The organism is Cyclobacterium sediminis, assembly GCF_054781075.1.
In genome coordinates, this window is sequence record NZ_BAAGVC010000044.1 from 223,988 (window position 1) to 243,079 (window position 19,092).

Below are 19,092 nucleotides of genomic sequence, written 5' to 3' on the forward strand. Positions count from 1 at the left end.
TTTTATAAAAATCCCAATTCTAACTTCGCAACCTCCGACATCATGTCTTGAGAATAAGGTGGGTCAAAAGTGAGTTCTACTTCTACATTATTTACTCCTTCAATACTTCCAACACTTTCTTTTACCTCTGAAGGTATAGATTCCGCTGCGGGACAATTGGGAGAAGTAAGTGTCATTAAAATATAAACATTGTTTACAGGGTAAACAGTTATCTCATAGATCAGGCCAAGCTCATATACGTCTACCGGAATTTCAGGATCGTATACATCTTTTATGGCGTTGATCACCTTCCCCTTTAAGGCTTCTTGATCATCCGTTGACTGCTCTTTATTTTCCATAGCTGGTTTATGCATTAATTTTGGCTTTATAAGCTATTGCAAATAATTTCATTTGTTTGATCATCGCAGTAAGACCATTGGAACGCTGCGAACCGATGATATTTCCCATGCCAATCTTTTCTATAAAGTAAAGGTCTGCATTGATGATTGCATTGGCCGGTTGCCCGGAAAGCACCCTAATCAAAAGACTGATTAAACCTTTGGTGATATCGGTATTGGAATCAGCCTGAAAATGAACCTTTCCCTCTTCTAAACTACTTGTTAACCAAACCTTTGATTGGCAACCTTTGATGATATTGTCCTCGATTTTATCTTTTTCAGGAAATTCAGGCAATTGGTCTCCAAGTTCCATGATATAATAAATTGTGGATTCCTTGTCATCACCAAGAATTTCAAATTCACCAATTATTTCTTCTTGAATACTGTTTATTTCTGACATTAATTTTTCCTTTTTGAGATTCTTTTCAAGCTCTCAATTAGCCTGTCAATTTCTTCTATGGTATTGTAAACAGCAAAAGAAGCCCTGACAGTTCCCTCTACTTGTAACCTATCCATAAGTGGCTGGGTGCAATGGTGACCGGTTCTAACGGCAATACCTGAAGCATCCAACATCAAACCTACATCAAAGGGATGAATGTTATTAATTCCAAAGCTTAATACGCTAACTTTTTCTTTTGCGGTGCCTATGGGAATAAACCCTTTAATTTCCCTGCTTCTTTCCACAGCATGCTTCAATAGCTCATTTTCATGATTTCTTATGGCCTCTTTACCCAGATTATTTACAAATTTGATGGCTTCACCAAAGGCAATTACATCTCCAATATTAGGTGTTCCTGCTTCAAATTTATAAGGCAGATCATTAAAGGTTGTTTTTTCAAAGCTGACTTCCTTAATCATTTCTCCTCCTCCTTGATAAGGGGGCATAGCTTCTAAAAGCGCTCGTTTCCCATACAAAAATCCTACCCCGGTAGGGCCATAGACCTTGTGTGCAGAGAAAGCGAAAAAATCACAATCCAAATCCTGCACGTCTATATCCATATGAGCTGTACTTTGTGCGCCGTCCATAAGGAATTTCGCCCCAACGGTATGGGCTTGCCTGATCATATCTTTGATAGGGTTGATGGTACCCAAAGCATTGGATGCATGGACAACGGCCACCAGCTTGGTCTTTTCAGAAAGCAATTGACGGTAGGCATCCATGTCCAATTCACCATTGTCGTGAATTGGGATTATTTTTAAGATCGCTCCTTTTTCTTCACATAAGATTTGCCAAGGTACTATATTAGAATGGTGCTCTAGGGTTGAAATGACAATTTCATCTCCCTTTTCTATAAAATCCCTTCCAAATGTACTTGCTACCAAATTGATACTTTCTGTTGTTCCCTTGGTAATAATAACTTCTTCTGACGAAGGAGCATTAATAAAATCTTTTACTAGATGCCGGGTGTTTTCAAAGTAATCTGTGGACCTGGAAGCCAGGGTATGCGCTCCCCTGTGAATATTTGAATTGTCTAATTCATAGTATTTTCGCAAAGCTTCAATCACTTGAATGGGCTTTTGCGTGGTTGCAGCATTGTCAAAATAGGCCAGAGGCCTTCCATTTACTTCTTGATGAAGTATAGGGAAATATTCCCTGACCTTATTTTCAACTATAATTCCTGAATTATTTTTAATGGCTGCCTCCAAGTCGTTCATGTACTATTTTTTCACAGTAATTTTTAAAGGATTCATTGGTGATATGGTCCAGAACTTCTCCTGCAAATGCGTATAGCAGCAATGATTTTGCGCTTTTTTTGCCTATGCCCCTTGCTCTAAGGTAAAAGAGAGCCTCTTCATCCAGTTGACCGGTAGTACAGCCATGAGAGCATTTCACATCATCTGCCCAAATCTCAAGTTGTGGTTTGGTGTTTAAAGTCGCATCCTCTGACAACAAAATATTGTTGTTTTGCTGAAACGCATTTGTTTTCTGGGCATCCTGTCTTACAAAGATCTTTCCGTTGAAAACACCTCTGGAATGGTCCGTTAAAATTCCTTTGTACAGCTCATTCGATTCTGAATGAGGCATTTTGTGGTCCACATTGGTATGGTTGTCAACATGCGTTTTTCCATTCAGTAGGTAGAGGCCATACATATTACCCACACAATTGCTTGCGTTGATATTGAGACTAAGGTTATTTCTTAGCATTTCCCCACTTAAACTCAATAACACAGAAGTAAAGGTGGCATCCCGAGCGATTTCTGTCCCCGTATTGCTTACCCCAAGTTCTGATTTATGACCGTCTTGAAGCTTATAATGTCTGATATGCGCATTGTCTTCAACATTCCATTCAGCCACCTCATTGAGGAAAACAGTGGACTCGTTCAAGTAAACCGTTATTTCTATGACTGTAGCCTGACTGTTTTTGCCTGCATGATAAAAGGCCCTATGTTGAACACATTGGCCGGTAGCGTCTGTGTTAACAAAATCCACTACTACTATGGGCTTTTCGATAATCAAGCCATCAGGAATGTCAATTCGGATTCCAGATTCAAAGCAATAAGCGTTTAATGCGGTGAAAGCATCTTTATCAATCGTTTCGATGGATCCAATTTCACTAGCTTGTTCTTCATCCAATTCAGAAAAGGGCTTTACAGAAAACGCTGCATCCTTGTAATTGGATAATGAAGGATCAAATAGACCATTATTCCTGACAAGTGTATACCCATCAAGTGTATTGATCAACTGATTGTTTTTGATTATCTCAGCAAGGTTATCAATTGATTGGGGAGAAGTATAATTTTCTATCTTGTCAATGACCCGCTTGGTGATATTTGTATATTTATATTCCTCTTCTTTCAAAGTAGGAAAACCGGTAGCATTAAGCGATGATATCGCCTCCGTTTTCAATTCCTTGAAAGGGTTTGAATCGTTTAAATCCGCCTGCTTAGAAAGGAATAATTCTACCAGTTTATGATCTTTCTTTGTTGATAATGTCATTAGAAATTATAATCTTGGATTAAAACTAAACCGTTGCTCCTGATAATTCATCCTTGATCCAGTCGTAACCTTTGGCTTCAAGTTCTAAGGCCAATTCTTTAGTTCCGGATTTCACAATTTTACCCTTGTACAATACATGTACATAATCCGGGACGATATAATCCAGCAAACGCTGATAGTGTGTAACAACTATCGTCGCATTGTCTTTTGATTTTAGCTGATTGACTCCGTTGGCTACCACTTTAAGGGCATCAATATCTAAACCGGAATCAGTTTCATCCAATATAGAAAGGGAAGGTTCCAACATGGCCATCTGAAAAATTTCATTCTTTTTCTTTTCTCCACCGGAAAAGCCTTCATTCAAAGCCCTACTCAATAATTTCTGGTCAATTTCGACCAATTTCATCTTCTCTTTCATCAATGAAAGGAATTTTACTGCATCCAATGGGCTTTCACCTCTGTACTCTCTTACTTGGTTTACAGCCGTTCTAAGGAAATTTGTAGAGCTTACTCCCGGTATTTCCACAGGGTACTGAAATGCTAAAAACACACCTTCTCTCGCCCTATCTTCCGGGCTCAGTTCCAATATGTCCTTACCCTTAAAGGTTACAGAACCTTCGGTGACCTCATATTCCTCCCGTCCGGCCAAAACTGAAGCTAAAGTGGATTTTCCTGAACCATTTGGTCCCATGATGGCATGTACTTCCCCAGGTTTGATTTCAAGGTTTATACCATTCAATATCGGGCTGCCTTCAATTGCAGCATGTAAATTTTTTATTGATAACATTTTTCTAATTTTTTATCCTACGCTTCCTTCCAAAGTAAGAGCCAATAGTTTTTGGGCCTCTACAGCAAACTCCATTGGTAGTTGATTGAGCACTTCCTTTGCATAACCGTTAACAATCAAGGCTACAGCATCTTCAGAGCTAATCCCTCTTTGGTTACAATAGAAGATTTGATCTTCTCCAATTTTTGAGGTAGTGGCTTCGTGCTCTACCTTGGCAGAAGAATTTTGAATATCTATATAAGGGAAAGTATGTGCTCCACATTTATCTCCCATCAAAAGTGAATCACATTGAGAGAAATTACGAGCGTTGCTGGCTCTTTTCATAACCTGCACCTGACCCCTGTAAGAATTCTGGGACTTGCCCGCGGAAATTCCTTTAGAAACGATTCTGGAACGTGTGTTTTTTCCAATATGAATCATTTTAGTTCCCGTATCTGCTTGTTGGTAGTTGTTTGTCACAGCAACAGAGTAAAATTCTCCAATTGAATTGTTTCCTTTAAGAATACAAGATGGGTATTTCCATGTTACTGCTGAACCTGTTTCTACCTGAGTCCATGAAATTTTTGAATTGTCGCCGGCACATATTCCTCTTTTTGTTACAAAATTGTATATGCCTCCTTTTCCATCTTTATCCCCAGGATACCAATTTTGAACAGTGGAGTATTTTACCTCTGCATTTTCTTTGGCATATATCTCTACAACCGCAGCATGAAGTTGATTCTCGTCTCTTTGAGGTGCAGTGCAACCTTCCAAATAAGAAACGTAAGACTGATCTTCTGCAACAATTAGCGTTCTTTCAAATTGACCGGTATTGGCAGCATTAATTCTGAAATAGGTGGACAGTTCCATTGGGCAGCGCACACCTTTGGGTATATAACAAAATGAACCATCTGAAAATACAGCTGCGTTAAGGGCAGCATAATAATTGTCAGTAGCAGGAACAACAGATCCCAGGTACTTTTTGACCAATTCCGGGTGCTCTTTCACTGCCTCACTAAAAGAACAAAAGATTACACCAAGTTTTGAAAGGGTCTCCTTAAAGGTAGTTCCGACTGATACTGAATCCAATACCACATCTACAGCTACTCCTTGAAGTCTTTTTTGTTCATTTAATGAAATACCAAGTCTTTCATATATTTTCAAAAGTTCAGGATCAACATCACTGATACTTTTTGGCTTGCTTTTTTGTTTTGGAGCTGAATAAAACCTCAATGATTGAAGGTCTACTTTAGGATATTGAACATTTGCCCAAGTAGGCTCTTCCATCTTACTCCACTGTTCAAAAGCTTTAAGGCGCCAATCTAAGAGCCATTTTGGCTCTTCTTTTTTTGAAGAAATCCATCGAATGATGTTTTCATTTAAACCAATAGGAGCCTCATCAGTTTCATAATCAACTGACCAGCCATGCTCATATTCTTTGGATGTAAATTCTTCTAAGATTTCATTGTCCTTGCTCATAAAAAAGAGTTATTTAGACTAATTATATTTTGAACCACAAATATACAACATTAATCTATTTTTTATTGTTCTAAAAGTGGTCAAATAATATAAAAATACTTTTTTTTAGGAACTTAAAAACCTGATTTTCAGTACTTTGATATTTTAAAAAATACTATTGAATTCAATAGTGAATATTGAAAAAACCATATACAATATATGAAAATCTAAATAAAAAATTTATTTAGATTTAATCTTAATAATTAATTTAAGTTTATTTTTTATCGGTAATTAAATGAATTGGCCTATTGATACTTTCTTCAAGAACAATTAGGGTTTCTGTCCTGTCAATCCCTTCTACCAACTGAATTTTGTTTAGTACGTCCCTTAAATGATTGGTGTCTTTACAAATGATTTTGGCGAAGATGCTATAATTACCGGTAGTATAATAAGCATTGATGACCTCTGATATATCTTTTAGTTTCTCAATAACCGTATCGTATAAGGAGCTTTTTTCTAAGTAAATCCCGAGGAATGCAGAAATATCGTAACCTAGTTTAGAATAGTCAATGTTCAAAGTTGCGCTCTTAACAACCCCAAGGTCCTCCAACTTTCTCATTCTTACATGAACAGTCCCGGAAGAAACGAATACCTTTTTAGCGATCTCGGTATATGGGGTTTTAGCATCTTTGTTGAGTAGTGAAATTATTTTCAGGTCTACATTGTCAATATCTAAAATTTTATCCATTTTTTATTAAGTTAATTGTTAATTCCAAAATAAAGATCTGGTTAAATTATTAAATTGTCAAAGAATTTAATAACTATTTTTGATTTCAAGAATAAGAATTCCTGTTTTTCGTATATAAGATGCCTGTTTTTTATCAATTAATTTTAAAAGATAGAACCTACGGCTACCTTTAAAGCCAAATTAATTACTATTATTTAAGTTTTAAATTACTACAAAGGATTAATTTTTACAGAAAAATCCTTTGTATTGGTAGTTTCATTGTTTACCCCATTGGTGGTGTTTTTTAGGTGTGAAAACTTCTCCATTAAAAGAAAGAGCGATATGATTTTTGCTGAAAATTGTTTGTTTTTATTGAAAGGAGTAAGGAAAGGTTTATCTTAGTTCTAAATTGTAAAACCCTTAAAATATTTTGAGATTGAGATTTCCCTGTATCCTGCTTTTGCTATTTTTATTCCACAATGTAAAGGCTCAAGAAAATAAACGCCCTTTAAACCATCAGGATTATGATGCCTGGGAGAACATTAAAAGTAAGCAAATATCAAATGATGGAAATTGGGTCTCGCTGGAGATTTCCTTACAAGATGGTGACGGAAGGCTGGAACTGTTTGAGGGTAGTTCTAAAAAGAATAAAGCATCTTTTCCGCGACTAAGCAATGTGGCTTTTTCTTCAGACAGTGATTGGTTGATTGGTTTGATTCAACCGGAAAAGGATAGCATTCGCAAATTAAAACTCAATAAGGTAAAGAAAGAAGATTTCCCAAATGATAGCTTATTGCTCGTTAATTTGAAAAGTGGAGAAAAAACAAAAATTTCTGATATCACAGGTTTTAAATTACCCAAAAAAGAAAAAAGATGGTTTGCTTACCACCAATCCACCATGGCAGTCCTTGACTCAAGTGCAAACAAGACTGATTCAAAAGACGACAAGACATATGATTTAAAGGTGCATGAATTTGGCACAGATAAGACCTATAACTTTACCAAAGTATTGGATTATGGTTTTTCTGATAATGGGGAGCGCATGTATTTGGTCAAAAAAGTACTTGATACTGTAGCCGCGTCAAAATCCTTAACCATCCTTCATTTGGAATCCGGTCATATGATAAAGCCCATTGAGAATTTAACTTCTTATAAGTTTCCTGTCTTTTCTTCAGAAGGAGATCAATTTGCCATTTTGACTAGCCAAACAGCTCCTGAAGAGGAGTTAAAATCTTATCAATTAATGCTACTGGATGCCAGGGATGAGCTCAGGGTCTTAAAGGAAGTGCCGAATGTTCCTGCACATAATATAAGTGAACATTACTCCCCAGCATTTTCAAGTTCCGGTAAGTTGTTGGTTTTTGGATGGCAGCCAATGCCCAAAGATTACCCCTATTCAGAAGACACGACTATTTTGGAGGAAGAAAGGGTGGAAATTGATATTTGGGGCTGGCAAGACAAGGAGATTCAGCCCATGCAAATAAAGAACCTAAAAAATAAAGAAAAAGAGAGCAATCTCGCCGTTTACCATATCGATACCGATGAGATCATTGATTTGGGAGGGACTAATAGTAGTCAAGTGCATTTCAATCGATTTAAACAAGGGGATTGGGCCATCAAACGTGACAACAGCCCTTACAGAAGGAATTACAGTTGGGACATCCAATCCGGAGAAGACCTAAGCAGGATCAATTTGAATACCGGAGATGTGGAATTATTGAAAGAAAATGTGATGGGTAGGCCAAAGGTTTCACCCGCAGGGAAATATGCGTATTGGTACAATGCTCCGGACAGCTCCTGGAAAGCCATAGATTTAAAAAGTAAGATTGAAATTGACCTCACAGCGGAAATTGAAGATGATTTTTACAATCAACTACACGATAGCCCTTCCTTACCCGGAAGCTATGGAAATGCAGGTTGGACAACATCTGATCAATATTTTCTCATTTATGGCCAATATCATATATGGAAAGTGAACCCATTGCAGACACAAAAAGCTGAAAACCTTACCAAGGGTGAGTCTGAAAATGACCACATCACCTATCGATTGGTGAATTTGGATGCTGAACAGGATTATTATGAGCTAAATAAAGAAATGGTGCTAAGAGGTTTTGACCAGGATAGCAAAAGTAGTGGTTATTTTCGTGGAGATTGGGAAGGAAATAAACAGCCCAAAGAATTGATTTTTGGAGAAGCCAATTACAGTGGATTGAAAGTTTCTGATGACCATAGTCATTTTATTTATCAAAAGGCTACTTTTAAAGACAGCCCTAATGTTTTCTATACCAATGCAAATTTTCGAAAGCAGGAACAATTAAGTGAAATTAATCCGCAGCAAAGTAAGATTAAATGGGGAGAAGTAGAATTGGTAGATTTTTTATCCAATGATGGGGATTCGATGAAAGGCCTGCTTTTTAAGCCTGAAAATTTTGACCCTCAAAAGAAATATCCCATGATGGTTTATTTTTACGAGAGAAGATCTGATGCACTGCACCATTATTACTCTCCTGTACCTTCAGCTTCCATTATTAACATCCCCTATTTTGTAAGCAATGACTATTTGGTTTTCGTACCGGATATTAAATACAAAATTGGTCTGCCGGGCCCCAGCGCTTTTGACTGTATTGTTCCGGGAGTCCAGGCAATGATAGCAAAAGGTTTTGTTGACAAAGAAAATATTGGAATACAAGGACAAAGTTGGGGTGGTTATCAAGTGGCATACGTTATTACCCAGACCAATATGTTTAAAGCAGCAGGAGCAGGAGCCCCTGTTGTGAACATGACCTCTGCCTATGGAGGTATTCGCTGGGGTTCAGGGATGAGTCGGATGTTTCAATACGAACAAACCCAGTCAAGAATAGGAGGGACACTTTGGGAAAAGCCTTCGCATTTTATTGAAAACTCTCCATTGTTTTTTACTGATCGAGTAGAAACCCCTACGCTAATCATGCACAATGACAGAGATGGTGCTGTACCTTGGTACCAAGGGATTGAGTTTTTCATGGCTTTAAAAAGAAATAATGTTCCTTCCTGGTTGTTGGTTTACAATGGTGAGGATCATAACCTTAAAGAAAGAAAAAATAAAAAAGATTTGAGCATTCGCTTGTCTCAGTTCTTTGACCACTACCTAAAAGGGGCAAAGGCTCCATTATGGATGACGGAAGGAATTCCGGCCATAGAAAAAGGCAAGACTTTAAAATATAAGTTAAGTGAGGACTAGAAATTCCGTACTTAATTTTTGATTGTCAATATATTAATGCTTTTTTTCCAAGAATGGGAAGGTAGTTATTTCCTTTTTGACGAGCCACGGATAATTAATTCATGCCTAAGTGTAATGGTATTGGTTTTTTGAAGAATTTCGTGATGCTCATCATCCAGGTGGTTGATTAAGTTTTTCATGGCTACTTCTCCCATATGATAGCTTGGGTAATTTATTGTGCTAAGGTTTGGCTCTACCATTCTAGAAATTAGGTCATTGTTGAAACCTACAATGGCAATATCCTCGGGTACTTTTATGTTTCTTCTTTTCAAAGCCATCAGGCAACTGGCAGCACAAGTGTCATTTGAAACGAGTAGGCCGTCCGGTTTTGGGTCAAGTTTTAATATTTGTTCAACAATCCGTTCACCAGATTCTTCTCCTAAGTCATTATTGATTACATTTTTTTCTTCAAGAACAATACCGTGATCTAAAAGGGCGTATTTATATCCTTTTAAGCGATCGGCGTAAACATTTATTTTTAGATTACCTAAAACATGGACAATTCGCTTACATCCTTCTTTGATTAAATGACTGGTAGCATCGTATATGGCTTGGGTATTGTTGATTACTACTCCTGTACAATTGTTGTTTTCAGGAACCCTGTCAAAAAATAAAACCGGAATATGTTTTTTAAAAAACGGAGAGAAATGCCCTATATCGTCAGTAGTGCCGGCTTTTGATACCAAAAGACCATCAACTCTGCTATTAAACATGGTTGTTGCATTCGAAATTTCCTTTTCCAAAGACTCAGTTGATTGACTGATTACCAAGTTGTAGCCGGCCTGGGTTGCGATCTCTTCCATTCCTGCCATAACCGAGGATTGGAAGGGACTATTTAATTTCGGAATAATAACGCCAATGCTTTTTGACCTTTTTTTACGAAGACTGGAAGCGAATATATTGGATTGATACCCCATTTTTTTTGCCGTAGCCAGGATTTTTTCCTTTGTATTTTCTTTGACTCGTGGGTGGTTACTAAGGGCCCTACTCACCGTAGTAGGGGACAATCCGACTACTTTGGCAATGTCGTAAATCGTTGTTTCTTTATCCATTTATTAGGTTACTTGGCGATAATTAGACATAATACTACTTAAAAATATAGAATAATGCAACCGATTTCAATGGTTAGGGATTTAAGCATACTATTTCTGTGTAATGATTTTCATCCTTTAAATAAAGGTAAAATTTTAAAATAAGTCTAAAAATAAAATTATATCTACCCAATTGTTGTCTGTTTAATCATTTTTCTTACTATTATTTACAATGTCAATAGAAATTGAACCTAAAAAATTTCATTTTCAGTGGTTTTTCTACTTCAAATGTGTTAAAATAATTTATGAAATCGGTTGTATTGAATTAAATATATTGATATGTTTACGGAAAGAGACGTATAATGCAATATCCCAATAACGCTACAATATGAAATTAAATCAACTCCTCTGTTCATTAATGGTATGTTTGCTCCCTTTGGTAGGAAAAGGACAAACCCTTGCAAAGATATCATTGGACGATGTGGTGCCTTCCAAATTTGCTTACCCTATATCCATAGATTTAAATTCCATCACAGAGCTACCGGATTCACTATTGACACTGGTAATTATAGGCGAGGACCAACCCTATGAAATCCCTTTTCAATTAGATAATCTAAATGGGAGGAAGTTGACTTGGATGGTAAAACCAATAGAAGGAAGAACAAGCTATACCTATGAGCTCCGCAAGACCGAGAATAAAAGAGTGGGCGAACAATTTTTTTCTTTGGATTTAAGTGAAAAAGCCCTGGTTATCAAAAAAGAAGGTTTGGGTTTATGGCAATATAACCAAGGTTTGGCCATGCCTCCAGAGGGAGTAGCTCCTGCTTATGCCCGAAGTGGATTTGTACATCCCATGCGAACACCTGAAGGGCTTTCATTGACAAGAATTCAACCTTCAGATCATTACCATCATTATGGCCTTTGGAATCCTTGGACAAGGGTGGGGTATAAAAATGACACGATTGATTTTTGGAACTTGAATGATAAGCAGGGCACTGTTAGATTTGCGAATTTTGTAAATAAAACATCAGGTCCGGTTTATGCAGATTATAAGGTTTTGCATGAACATGTGGTTTTGAAAGACAGGGAAGTTCCGGAGGTAGCTTTTACTGAGGTACAGGGAGTAAGGATTTTTGCAGAAAAAGAAGATGACAGTTATTATTTGGCCGATATTAGTATTGTGCTGAATACGAATCCGGAAGATTCAGTCGTCCTCCAAGAATATAGGTATGGAAGCTTAGGTTGGCGGGCAACTGAATTGTGGAACCGGTACAATAGTGAAGTGATTACTTCGGAAGGTTTGGATAGAAAATCGGCCGATGGCAGCTTGGCAAGGTGGTGCATTGTGCAAGGAGAGCTAGGAGAGGATTATGGGGCTGTAGTTATGATGTCCTACCCGGCAAACTTCAATCATCCGGAACCGCTTAGGATCTGGCCGGAAGATATATATGATAGAGGGGATATGTATGCCAATTTTGCTCCTACAAAAAATAAAGATTGGGTGCTTGATTCCGGCAAGGCTTATCAGCTTAATTACAGGTTTTTAGTATCTTCGAAGAAAATTGGGCCAGAGGAAGCAGAAGAAGCTTGGAAACATTTTGCCCAGTCTCCAAAAATCACCATAGAAAAATTTTAGTGTCCAATTAATATAAGTTCTAAACCAACCATTGATAATGTTAAGTCGTTCAAGAAATTCAACTTTTATAAAACAAGTACAATTGGCCATTTTTATGGCTGTCTTTGTCTTGTTTAGTAATTTTTCAGCTGATGCCAAACCACCCAAGAATCACTTAAAGAATAAAAATGTTTTGGTTTTTTTCAAGAATGGAGAAGGCTTTGTTCATGATAACGTTCCTTTTGCTGTTGCTAGTCTTGAAAAATTGGCGGTAAAGTATAAATTTAATGTAACGGTGACCGATGATGCGGGTTACTTTACCGAAGAAAACCTAAAGACCATCGATCTAATGGTTTTTCCAAGTACAAACAATGAAGTTTTTACCGATAACAGTCAGCGGTTGGCATTCAGAAGGTATATTCAATCGGGAGGTGGAATCGTGGGTATTCATTCAGCAGTAGGTACGGAAAGAAATTGGGAGTGGTTCAAAATGCTTATTGGAGGAAGGTTTGTTTGGCATCCAAAATTCCAAGAGCTTGCCATCACCAAAATTGACCCAAGTCATGTTTCCATGGATGGATTACCCAATATTTGGAAAAAGGAAGATGAATGTTACCTGATGAAGGAACTTTATCCCGGAATAAAAGTAGTAATGGCTCATGACCTTACCTCTTTAAATGGAGATCAAAATGATAAAGTTAAAGAATTAACCGCCTCTTTTCACAGATATTACCCAGCCGTATGGCATCAAGACTTTGATGGGGGGGTTGCATGGGTGACAGCTTTAGGTCATCATAAAGATGACTATGAAAACCCTGTGTTTTTAAAACATATTTATCAGGGGATGAACTATGTAGCCGGTCGCATAAACAAAAAGGACTATACCCAAGCTTATGCTAAAGCTTGGGACAGTCCCGTACAATTTAAATAAAATAATAATTATCCATAAGTAGCTATAAGTCTATAGAACGAAAAAAAAATGTTTCTATGAAAAACCTCAAAAATAACAGTGAATCCAGAAGGAACTTTATAAAATCTACCGGCAAAGGAGCAATAGCTGCTTCTTTGGCCGCTACAGGGTTTCCAACCATTGTTCCCGCTTCAGTATTAGGAAAAAATGCGCCAAGCAATAAGATCAATATCGGTCAAATTGGTTTTGGAAGGATTGGCAAGACCCATGACCTGCCTGAAACAATTAAGAATGACATTGCAAGGGTAATAGCAGTGGCTGATGTGGACAGCAATCGTGGTTTACAAGGTAAGAAGTGGATTGAAGGAGTATACGAGAAAAAGACCGGTAAAGCCAAATATATTGACGTCAGTGTCTATGACGATTACAAGGAAATGATTCAACGCAAGGATTTAGATGCGGTGATCATCAGTACTCCGGATCATTGGCATGCGCAGCCGGCTATGGAAGCAGCTCTTGCAGGAAAAGATATCTACTTGCAAAAACCCACCTCTCTAACCATTGAAGAGGGTAGAATGCTGAGTGATACGGTGCATAGGACAGGTGCTGTTTTTCAAATGGGGAGTCAGCAACGGTCTCAAAACCCCTGGCCACAATTTAAAAGAGCATGTGAATTGGTTCGCAATGGTCGTATAGGAAAAGTTGAAAAAATCTTTATTGGTTTGCCCGGAGATCCGGCTGGAGGAATTGCATCTGAGATGCCGATTCCAGAAAACCTTAATTATGAAATGTGGTTAGGTTCAACACCTTGGGTGCCTTATACGCTGGATCGCGTTCATTCTCAAAATGAAATTACTTCCAGGCCCGGTTGGTTACGTTGCGAGCAGTTTGGTGCAGGGATGATTACAGGTTGGGGAGCCCATCATTTGGATATTGCCCATTGGGGAATGGGTAAAGAGTATTCCGGCCCAATTGAAGTTGAAGCGACAGCTTCATTTCCTACTGAAGGCTTATGGTCAGTTCATGGTGATTTCCATGTTAAGGCCAAGTATGACAATGATGTTATTATGGAAGTGAGTGGAGATTATCCCAATGGTGTTCGATTTGAAGGAACCGAAGGCTGGATTTTTGTTGCAAGAGGAAATGTTGGTGTGACAGCCAGTGATCCGGTACCCGGAGGCAAAGCAAGTGAGGCATTTAAAGCGAGTGACCAAAAGATTCTTACTTCTGAAATAGGGCCTGATGAGATCCATCTTTATGAAAGTGAAGAACAACATAAAAATTGGCTTGACTGTATCGTTTCAAGAGAGCAGCCCATCGCCCCAGTAGAAGTAGCGCATAGGTCATGCAGTGCTTGTTTGGTTTCTCATATAGCCATGAAACTTCCTAGGAAACTGTATTGGGATCCTGTTAAGGAGAAATTTAAAAACGACGATGAGGCCAATGCAATGCTATCTCGTCCTCAGAGGTACCCTTATGGAACGAATAATGTAATATGATCCAACCATTATAGTAAATATGACATTAAATCAAAGCTGGCGTTGGTTTGGTCCCAATGACCCGGTAAGTCTTAGAGATATACAGCAGGCAGGAGCTACAGATGTAGTTTCTGCCTTGCATTATATACCCCATGGAGAAGTTTGGCCTCTGGAAGATATTTTGGAAAGAAAAGCCCTTATCCAATCGGTAGGTTTAAAATGGTCTATTGTAGAGTCTGTACCTGTACATGAAGCCATTAAAACCAGAAATGAAGAGAGCGAATTTTATATAGAAAATTATATTCAAACCTTAAAAAACCTCTCTAAAGCAGGCCTAAACCTTGTTTGTTATAATTTTATGCCTGTGCTGGATTGGACTAGGACAGACCTCTCGTATTCATTAGCCAATGGAGCTAAAGCATTGTATTTTGATTGGGCGGATTTAGCGGCTTTTGATCATTTCATACTGCAACGGAAGAATGCCTTTTCGTTTTATTCCGAAGAAGTTGTAGAATCAGCTACAAGTCGATGGGCCGAAATGAGCAAGGTTAGAAAAAAGGAACTCTCAGATATTGTACTCATGGGAGTGCCTACCGAAAAAAGCATGTCTAAGGAAGACTTGATGAAAAGCATTGGCATCTATGCAAAAATAGGGAAATCAGGACTGAGGGATAACCTTGTTTTTTTTCTGAAGTCCATACAACAGACCTGTGAAACGGAAGAAATCACCATGACCATTCATCCTGATGATCCTCCATATCCCATTTTAGGTTTGCCTAGAATTGCTTCAGATAAGGAGGACTTACTATACATTATTAGCCAGGTTCCCGAATCCTTTAATGGAATTTGTTTTTGTACTGGTTCACTTGGTGCAGGAGGGCACAATGCACTACCGGATATTCTTTCTAGAATTGGTGATAGGGTACATTTTGCTCATTTGAGAAATGTTAAAAAGAACAGTAGAGGGGATTTTTATGAAGCGGAACACTTAGATGGTGATGTAGACATGGCTGCGATTATGCAACAACTAATAGCCTTGAATAAAAACCGAGAGAGGCCTATCTTCTATAGACCTGACCATGGCCATCAAATATTGGATGACCTTAAGAAGGAAACCAATCCGGGGTATTCAGCCATTGGTCGTTTGAAAGGTTTGGCTGAGCTAAGGGGATTGGAAATAGGTTTGGATAGGTAGTAGTTGGTTTAGGGATAAACCTGTCATAGGCTCAACTATACGTTTCAAAATCAATTGGACTATTGGTGCTAATTTAGCTCCGGTTTTGTGCTAATCTACAATTCAGAAAATCAAAATTTTTCTAAAAGGCATGAAACCTCCTTTTAAATAATTATCAAGTTCTTGTTAACAATAGAATTATTTGGCTCCTTCAGTATAATAATCGTTTGAAATTTTGAGAAAAGGGAATTACCTTGTTATTTCATTGCAATAAAGCAAATTGATTAACCCATTCGAAGAAAAAATGTCCTTCCAAAAACCAATGATAAGTAAAATTTCCTTTAAGGTAGCGTTTGATGGCGGTATTTTAGGCCTTATTATTTTGGCTTTAATTCTCAATCCATTGATGCTACACAATAGCCTGGGACAAAACATTGAAATGCCAATAAAAGGCTTTTGTGCGCACAGAGGAGCCATGACAAGTCATCCTGAAAACACCATTCCGGCATTTGAACAATCCATCGCCTCAGGTGCTCAGATGATTGAGTTTGATGTTCAATTTAGCAAGGATTCTGCCCTTATCATTATGCATGATGGGACATTGGACAGGACTACCAATGGAAGTGGGGAAGTAGCCTTGATGGATTCAAGGGACATTAGAAGTTTGGATGCAGGAAGCTGGAAGGACAAAGCTTTTTCTGGGACCAAGGTGCCTGTATTAAGAGAAGTTTTAGAGATGATGCCTGCTAATATTTGGTTAAATGTTCACCTTAAAGGTGGGTATGAGTTGGGTAAAAAGGTGGCGGCTCTTATTCTTGAAATGGGCAAAACGCATCAGGCAGTCATGGCAGTGATGGCAGATGCGGCAAAAGGGGCCAGGTCAGTATCAGACAAAATCTTGATTTGCAATATGGAGAGGCAATCGGGAGGGTTAGACTATGTTGAAGGAACCATTGCTATGAATGCCAATTTTATTCAATTAAAGGGTGCGATTACTCCGGATTTTAAAAGTTATACCAAAAGCCTTCATGAAAAAGGTATAGGTATCAATTATTTTGGGACAGATAACCCTGAGGTTTTTAAGCAATTGTTTGACCTGGGAATTGAGTTTCCCTTAGTCAATGACATAGTTACGGCCATGCAATATGCCGATGAATTTGGGGTTAAACCCGTGGTTCCCAGTTATAGTGCTCTAAAGAAACCTTAATTAAAAGATTTATTTGAGCTTTGGGTGGCAATGAATGGTCACTATTAAGTGGAGCCTTTCTAGGCAGGATAGGTGGCAAAACTTTCCGGAATTTTATTCCAAAAAATTTATAATTTAAAAGAAATTGACATTACCGATTTTTTTAGATCTCATTTTTATTTGATAGCTAATTTGTTTGTAATCAGGTGTTAAGCCTGATCTCTTTCCTTTTGAAGGGCTGGGTAATAGAAATTCCTTAATCATTTTATTTTAGTTATTTCGTGAAATTTTAATTTTTTTGATAAATAAAAAATAGCTTTATTTAGCGGTCAAAATGTCCTATAAAGCTAATTGAACTTAACTGATAAAGATCTTAGTCGTCTCCTTTATAAAGGGAAAGAGGAAGCTTTCAATGCTATTTACGAGAAGTATTGGAAGAAGCTATATGTTTATGCCTTTAAAATTTTTGAGGACCAGATTGTTTGCGAAGATATTGTACAAGAGGTATTTGTAAAGTTATGGGAAAGGGCGCAGTCAAATGAAATTGAAAAGCTAGAGAGCTATCTATTTAGGGCGGTAAAATTTCAAGCGATGAATGCCATTAGGAACTTAAAACCAACGACTGATCTTGAACAGTTTTTTAATCATTTGCCGGATAATTTGGGTGTAGATTTGCTTTTGGAAGAAAAAGAGATGGCGTCAAATTTGGAGGTTATCATCAATCAATTACCCGCTAAGTGTAGGAAAGTTTTTATTCTAAGTAGAGAAGAACAAATGTCCAACAAAGAAATTGCCGGCCAATTGAATATATCAATCCGAACAGTTGAAGCCCATTTGAATAAAGCCTTAAAATTTATTAAAAATAATATGAACGGAATATTTTTTTGTTTTTCTCAAATTTTCAATCTGTAATTTGTATATTTTTTTTAATTTCTATTTTATTTAAAATTATAATTTAAAAATACGCCGTTAGTTTACTTAATAAATTATTAAAAGTACCTTTTTGTTTAAATAAATTTTTTATTTTCTAAGTGTGAAGTGCGTTTGATGTTACTTATATTTTGACAAGCATGAAATCAATGAACAAAGAAATATTTATTACTTTACTAAAGAAGCAGGCCAATGGAGAGGCTAGTAGAGAAGAAATAGATCAAATAAGACAGATATTAGATCTAATTCAAAGGCGGGAAATAGATTGGTCACTTTCTCCGGCAGAGGAACAGGTCCTGAAAAACAATGTCAAGCTAAGAATTGATGAAAGGAGAAAGAGTAAGCAGGTTTCCTTTAAACCCTTGACCATTCTTAAATGGGCAGCAGTTTTATTGATCGGTTTTTCACTTACCTATATTTTATTGTCTTCCGGCTTTGGAAGTAATAATGACCAAGATTGGGTAGATAAAGTAACCAGTCAAACTCAGAAAGGAACCTTTACCTTACCGGATGGTTCTACAGTTTTTTTAAATACCAATTCTCGCATCCGTTTTCCACTGAAATTCTCCGAAGACAAAAGAGAGGTGATCTTAGAGGGAGAAGGGTTTTTTGATGTAGTGAAAAACAAGCAAAAACCATTTGAGGTAATTAGCAATGGCGTTTTAACACGGGTATTAGGAACTTCCTTTAATATTAATGCAACCAATGAGGAATTGGTGGAAGTGATAGTTGCCAGTGGAAAGGTTGGTGTAACAAATGATCTCACTGAAGGGGCAAAATTAAATCGAATCGCCCCGAACCAAAAAGCAACTGTCAACCGGTTCAAAGAAAAAGTTGATGTGGAAGAGGTTGATATTGATGAAGAGCTGGCCTGGAAAGCTGAAAAAATGTCTTTTGACTTTGTGCCTTTTGAAGAGGTAATAGCCACTATTGGATCCATGTATCACATTCAAATTGAAATACAAGGAGACGTAGATGAATCCTGCACCATCCGTTCCACCTATTCCAATAAAAGCCTTTACTCAATTCTTTATGGATTAAAAAACATAGTTGATTTTGATTGGGAAAAAGTAGACGAAAGAAAGATTATTATAAACTATAAAAGTTGCATCAATTAAACGAGACTGCCTATGTAAGCTTAATAATTTTAAACCAAAAAGATCCGGAACTGCTGCAACAGTCCCGGGATTAAATCAAAAGGTAATATCCGAGTCCGGCTAAAACCTACATTTATTAATTTAAC

The 19,092-nt window shown here is 37.5% G+C and carries 16 protein-coding genes; 8 read left to right on the forward strand and 8 right to left on the reverse strand.

Translation table 11 applies throughout. The annotated features are described in order from the left end of the window. Positions 1–2: 2 nt before the first annotated feature. The 7 genes from ACYVHJ_RS22975 to ACYVHJ_RS23005 all read right to left on the reverse strand — a co-directional run bounded on the left by ACYVHJ_RS22975 (position 3) and on the right by ACYVHJ_RS23005 (position 6,287). On the reverse strand, positions 3–353 hold the full coding sequence (locus ACYVHJ_RS22975; RefSeq protein WP_339903089.1) for a DUF59 domain-containing protein: 351 nt from the start codon (positions 351–353) through the stop codon (positions 3–5). Continuing rightward, positions 346–777, reverse strand: coding sequence for a SufE family protein (locus tag ACYVHJ_RS22980; RefSeq protein WP_460519810.1), 432 nt, complete (start codon positions 775–777; stop codon positions 346–348). Before ACYVHJ_RS22980 ends, ACYVHJ_RS22975 begins: the two co-directional genes overlap by 8 nt. Continuing rightward, a complete protein-coding gene (locus ACYVHJ_RS22985; protein ID WP_460519813.1) occupies positions 777–2,033 on the reverse strand; it encodes a SufS family cysteine desulfurase in 1,257 nt (418 codons plus the stop codon). Before ACYVHJ_RS22985 ends, ACYVHJ_RS22980 begins: the two co-directional genes overlap by 1 nt. Further along, positions 2,008–3,315: a SufB/SufD family protein gene (gene sufD / locus ACYVHJ_RS22990; RefSeq protein ID WP_460519816.1), complete on the reverse strand. Its 1,308-nt coding sequence runs from the start codon at positions 3,313–3,315 to the stop codon at positions 2,008–2,010. Before sufD ends, ACYVHJ_RS22985 begins: the two co-directional genes overlap by 26 nt. A gap of 25 nt (positions 3,316–3,340) precedes the next feature. Beyond that, positions 3,341–4,102 carry a Fe-S cluster assembly ATPase SufC gene (gene sufC / locus ACYVHJ_RS22995; RefSeq protein ID WP_014022682.1) on the reverse strand — a complete coding sequence of 254 codons (762 nt, stop codon included), beginning with the start codon at positions 4,100–4,102 and terminating at the stop codon, positions 3,341–3,343. 12 nt (positions 4,103–4,114) lie between these two features. Then, positions 4,115–5,560, reverse strand: coding sequence for a Fe-S cluster assembly protein SufB (sufB, locus tag ACYVHJ_RS23000; protein ID WP_339903093.1), 1,446 nt, complete (start codon positions 5,558–5,560; stop codon positions 4,115–4,117). A gap of 253 nt (positions 5,561–5,813) precedes the next feature. After that, on the reverse strand, positions 5,814–6,287 hold the full coding sequence (locus ACYVHJ_RS23005; protein ID WP_014022680.1) for an Lrp/AsnC ligand binding domain-containing protein: 474 nt from the start codon (positions 6,285–6,287) through the stop codon (positions 5,814–5,816). A 415-nt stretch (positions 6,288–6,702) separates the two neighbouring features. Between ACYVHJ_RS23005 and ACYVHJ_RS23010 the strand changes: the two genes are divergently transcribed. Beyond that, on the forward strand, positions 6,703–9,486 hold the full coding sequence (locus ACYVHJ_RS23010; protein ID WP_460519821.1) for an alpha/beta hydrolase family protein: 2,784 nt from the start codon (positions 6,703–6,705) through the stop codon (positions 9,484–9,486). A gap of 65 nt (positions 9,487–9,551) precedes the next feature. On the opposite strand, the gene ACYVHJ_RS23015 is transcribed toward ACYVHJ_RS23010, so the two are convergent. Beyond that, positions 9,552–10,577 (reverse strand): LacI family DNA-binding transcriptional regulator, encoded by a 1,026-nt coding sequence (locus ACYVHJ_RS23015; RefSeq protein WP_339901426.1) that lies wholly within the window; start codon positions 10,575–10,577, stop codon positions 9,552–9,554. A gap of 367 nt (positions 10,578–10,944) precedes the next feature. On the opposite strand from ACYVHJ_RS23015, the gene ACYVHJ_RS23020 reads away from it, so the two are divergent. From ACYVHJ_RS23020 to ACYVHJ_RS23050, 7 genes are all read left to right on the forward strand, one after another. Continuing rightward, a complete protein-coding gene (locus ACYVHJ_RS23020; RefSeq protein ID WP_460519825.1) occupies positions 10,945–12,192 on the forward strand; it encodes a DUF6807 domain-containing protein in 1,248 nt (415 codons plus the stop codon). Positions 12,193–12,229: 37 nt separating this feature from the next. Next, the gene (locus ACYVHJ_RS23025) at positions 12,230–13,102 is read left to right on the forward strand and encodes a ThuA domain-containing protein (RefSeq protein ID WP_460519828.1); all 873 of its coding nucleotides are present in this window, start codon (positions 12,230–12,232) and stop codon (positions 13,100–13,102) included. A gap of 56 nt (positions 13,103–13,158) precedes the next feature. Continuing rightward, a complete protein-coding gene (locus ACYVHJ_RS23030) occupies positions 13,159–14,580 on the forward strand; it encodes a Gfo/Idh/MocA family protein (RefSeq protein WP_460519831.1) in 1,422 nt (473 codons plus the stop codon). A 19-nt stretch (positions 14,581–14,599) separates the two neighbouring features. Next, entirely contained in the window at positions 14,600–15,754 is a 1,155-nt protein-coding gene (gene uxuA / locus ACYVHJ_RS23035; RefSeq protein WP_460519834.1) for a mannonate dehydratase, read from the forward strand. A 301-nt stretch (positions 15,755–16,055) separates the two neighbouring features. Continuing rightward, positions 16,056–16,940, forward strand: coding sequence for a glycerophosphodiester phosphodiesterase (locus ACYVHJ_RS23040; RefSeq protein WP_460519837.1), 885 nt, complete (start codon positions 16,056–16,058; stop codon positions 16,938–16,940). A gap of 330 nt (positions 16,941–17,270) precedes the next feature. Continuing rightward, complete coding sequence (locus tag ACYVHJ_RS23045) at positions 17,271–17,831, forward strand: RNA polymerase sigma-70 factor (RefSeq protein ID WP_460519840.1); 561 nt, start codon at positions 17,271–17,273, stop codon at positions 17,829–17,831. A 167-nt stretch (positions 17,832–17,998) separates the two neighbouring features. Beyond that, positions 17,999–18,967 carry a FecR family protein gene (locus ACYVHJ_RS23050; protein WP_460519843.1) on the forward strand — a complete coding sequence of 323 codons (969 nt, stop codon included), beginning with the start codon at positions 17,999–18,001 and terminating at the stop codon, positions 18,965–18,967. Positions 18,968–19,092: the final 125 nt, after the last annotated feature.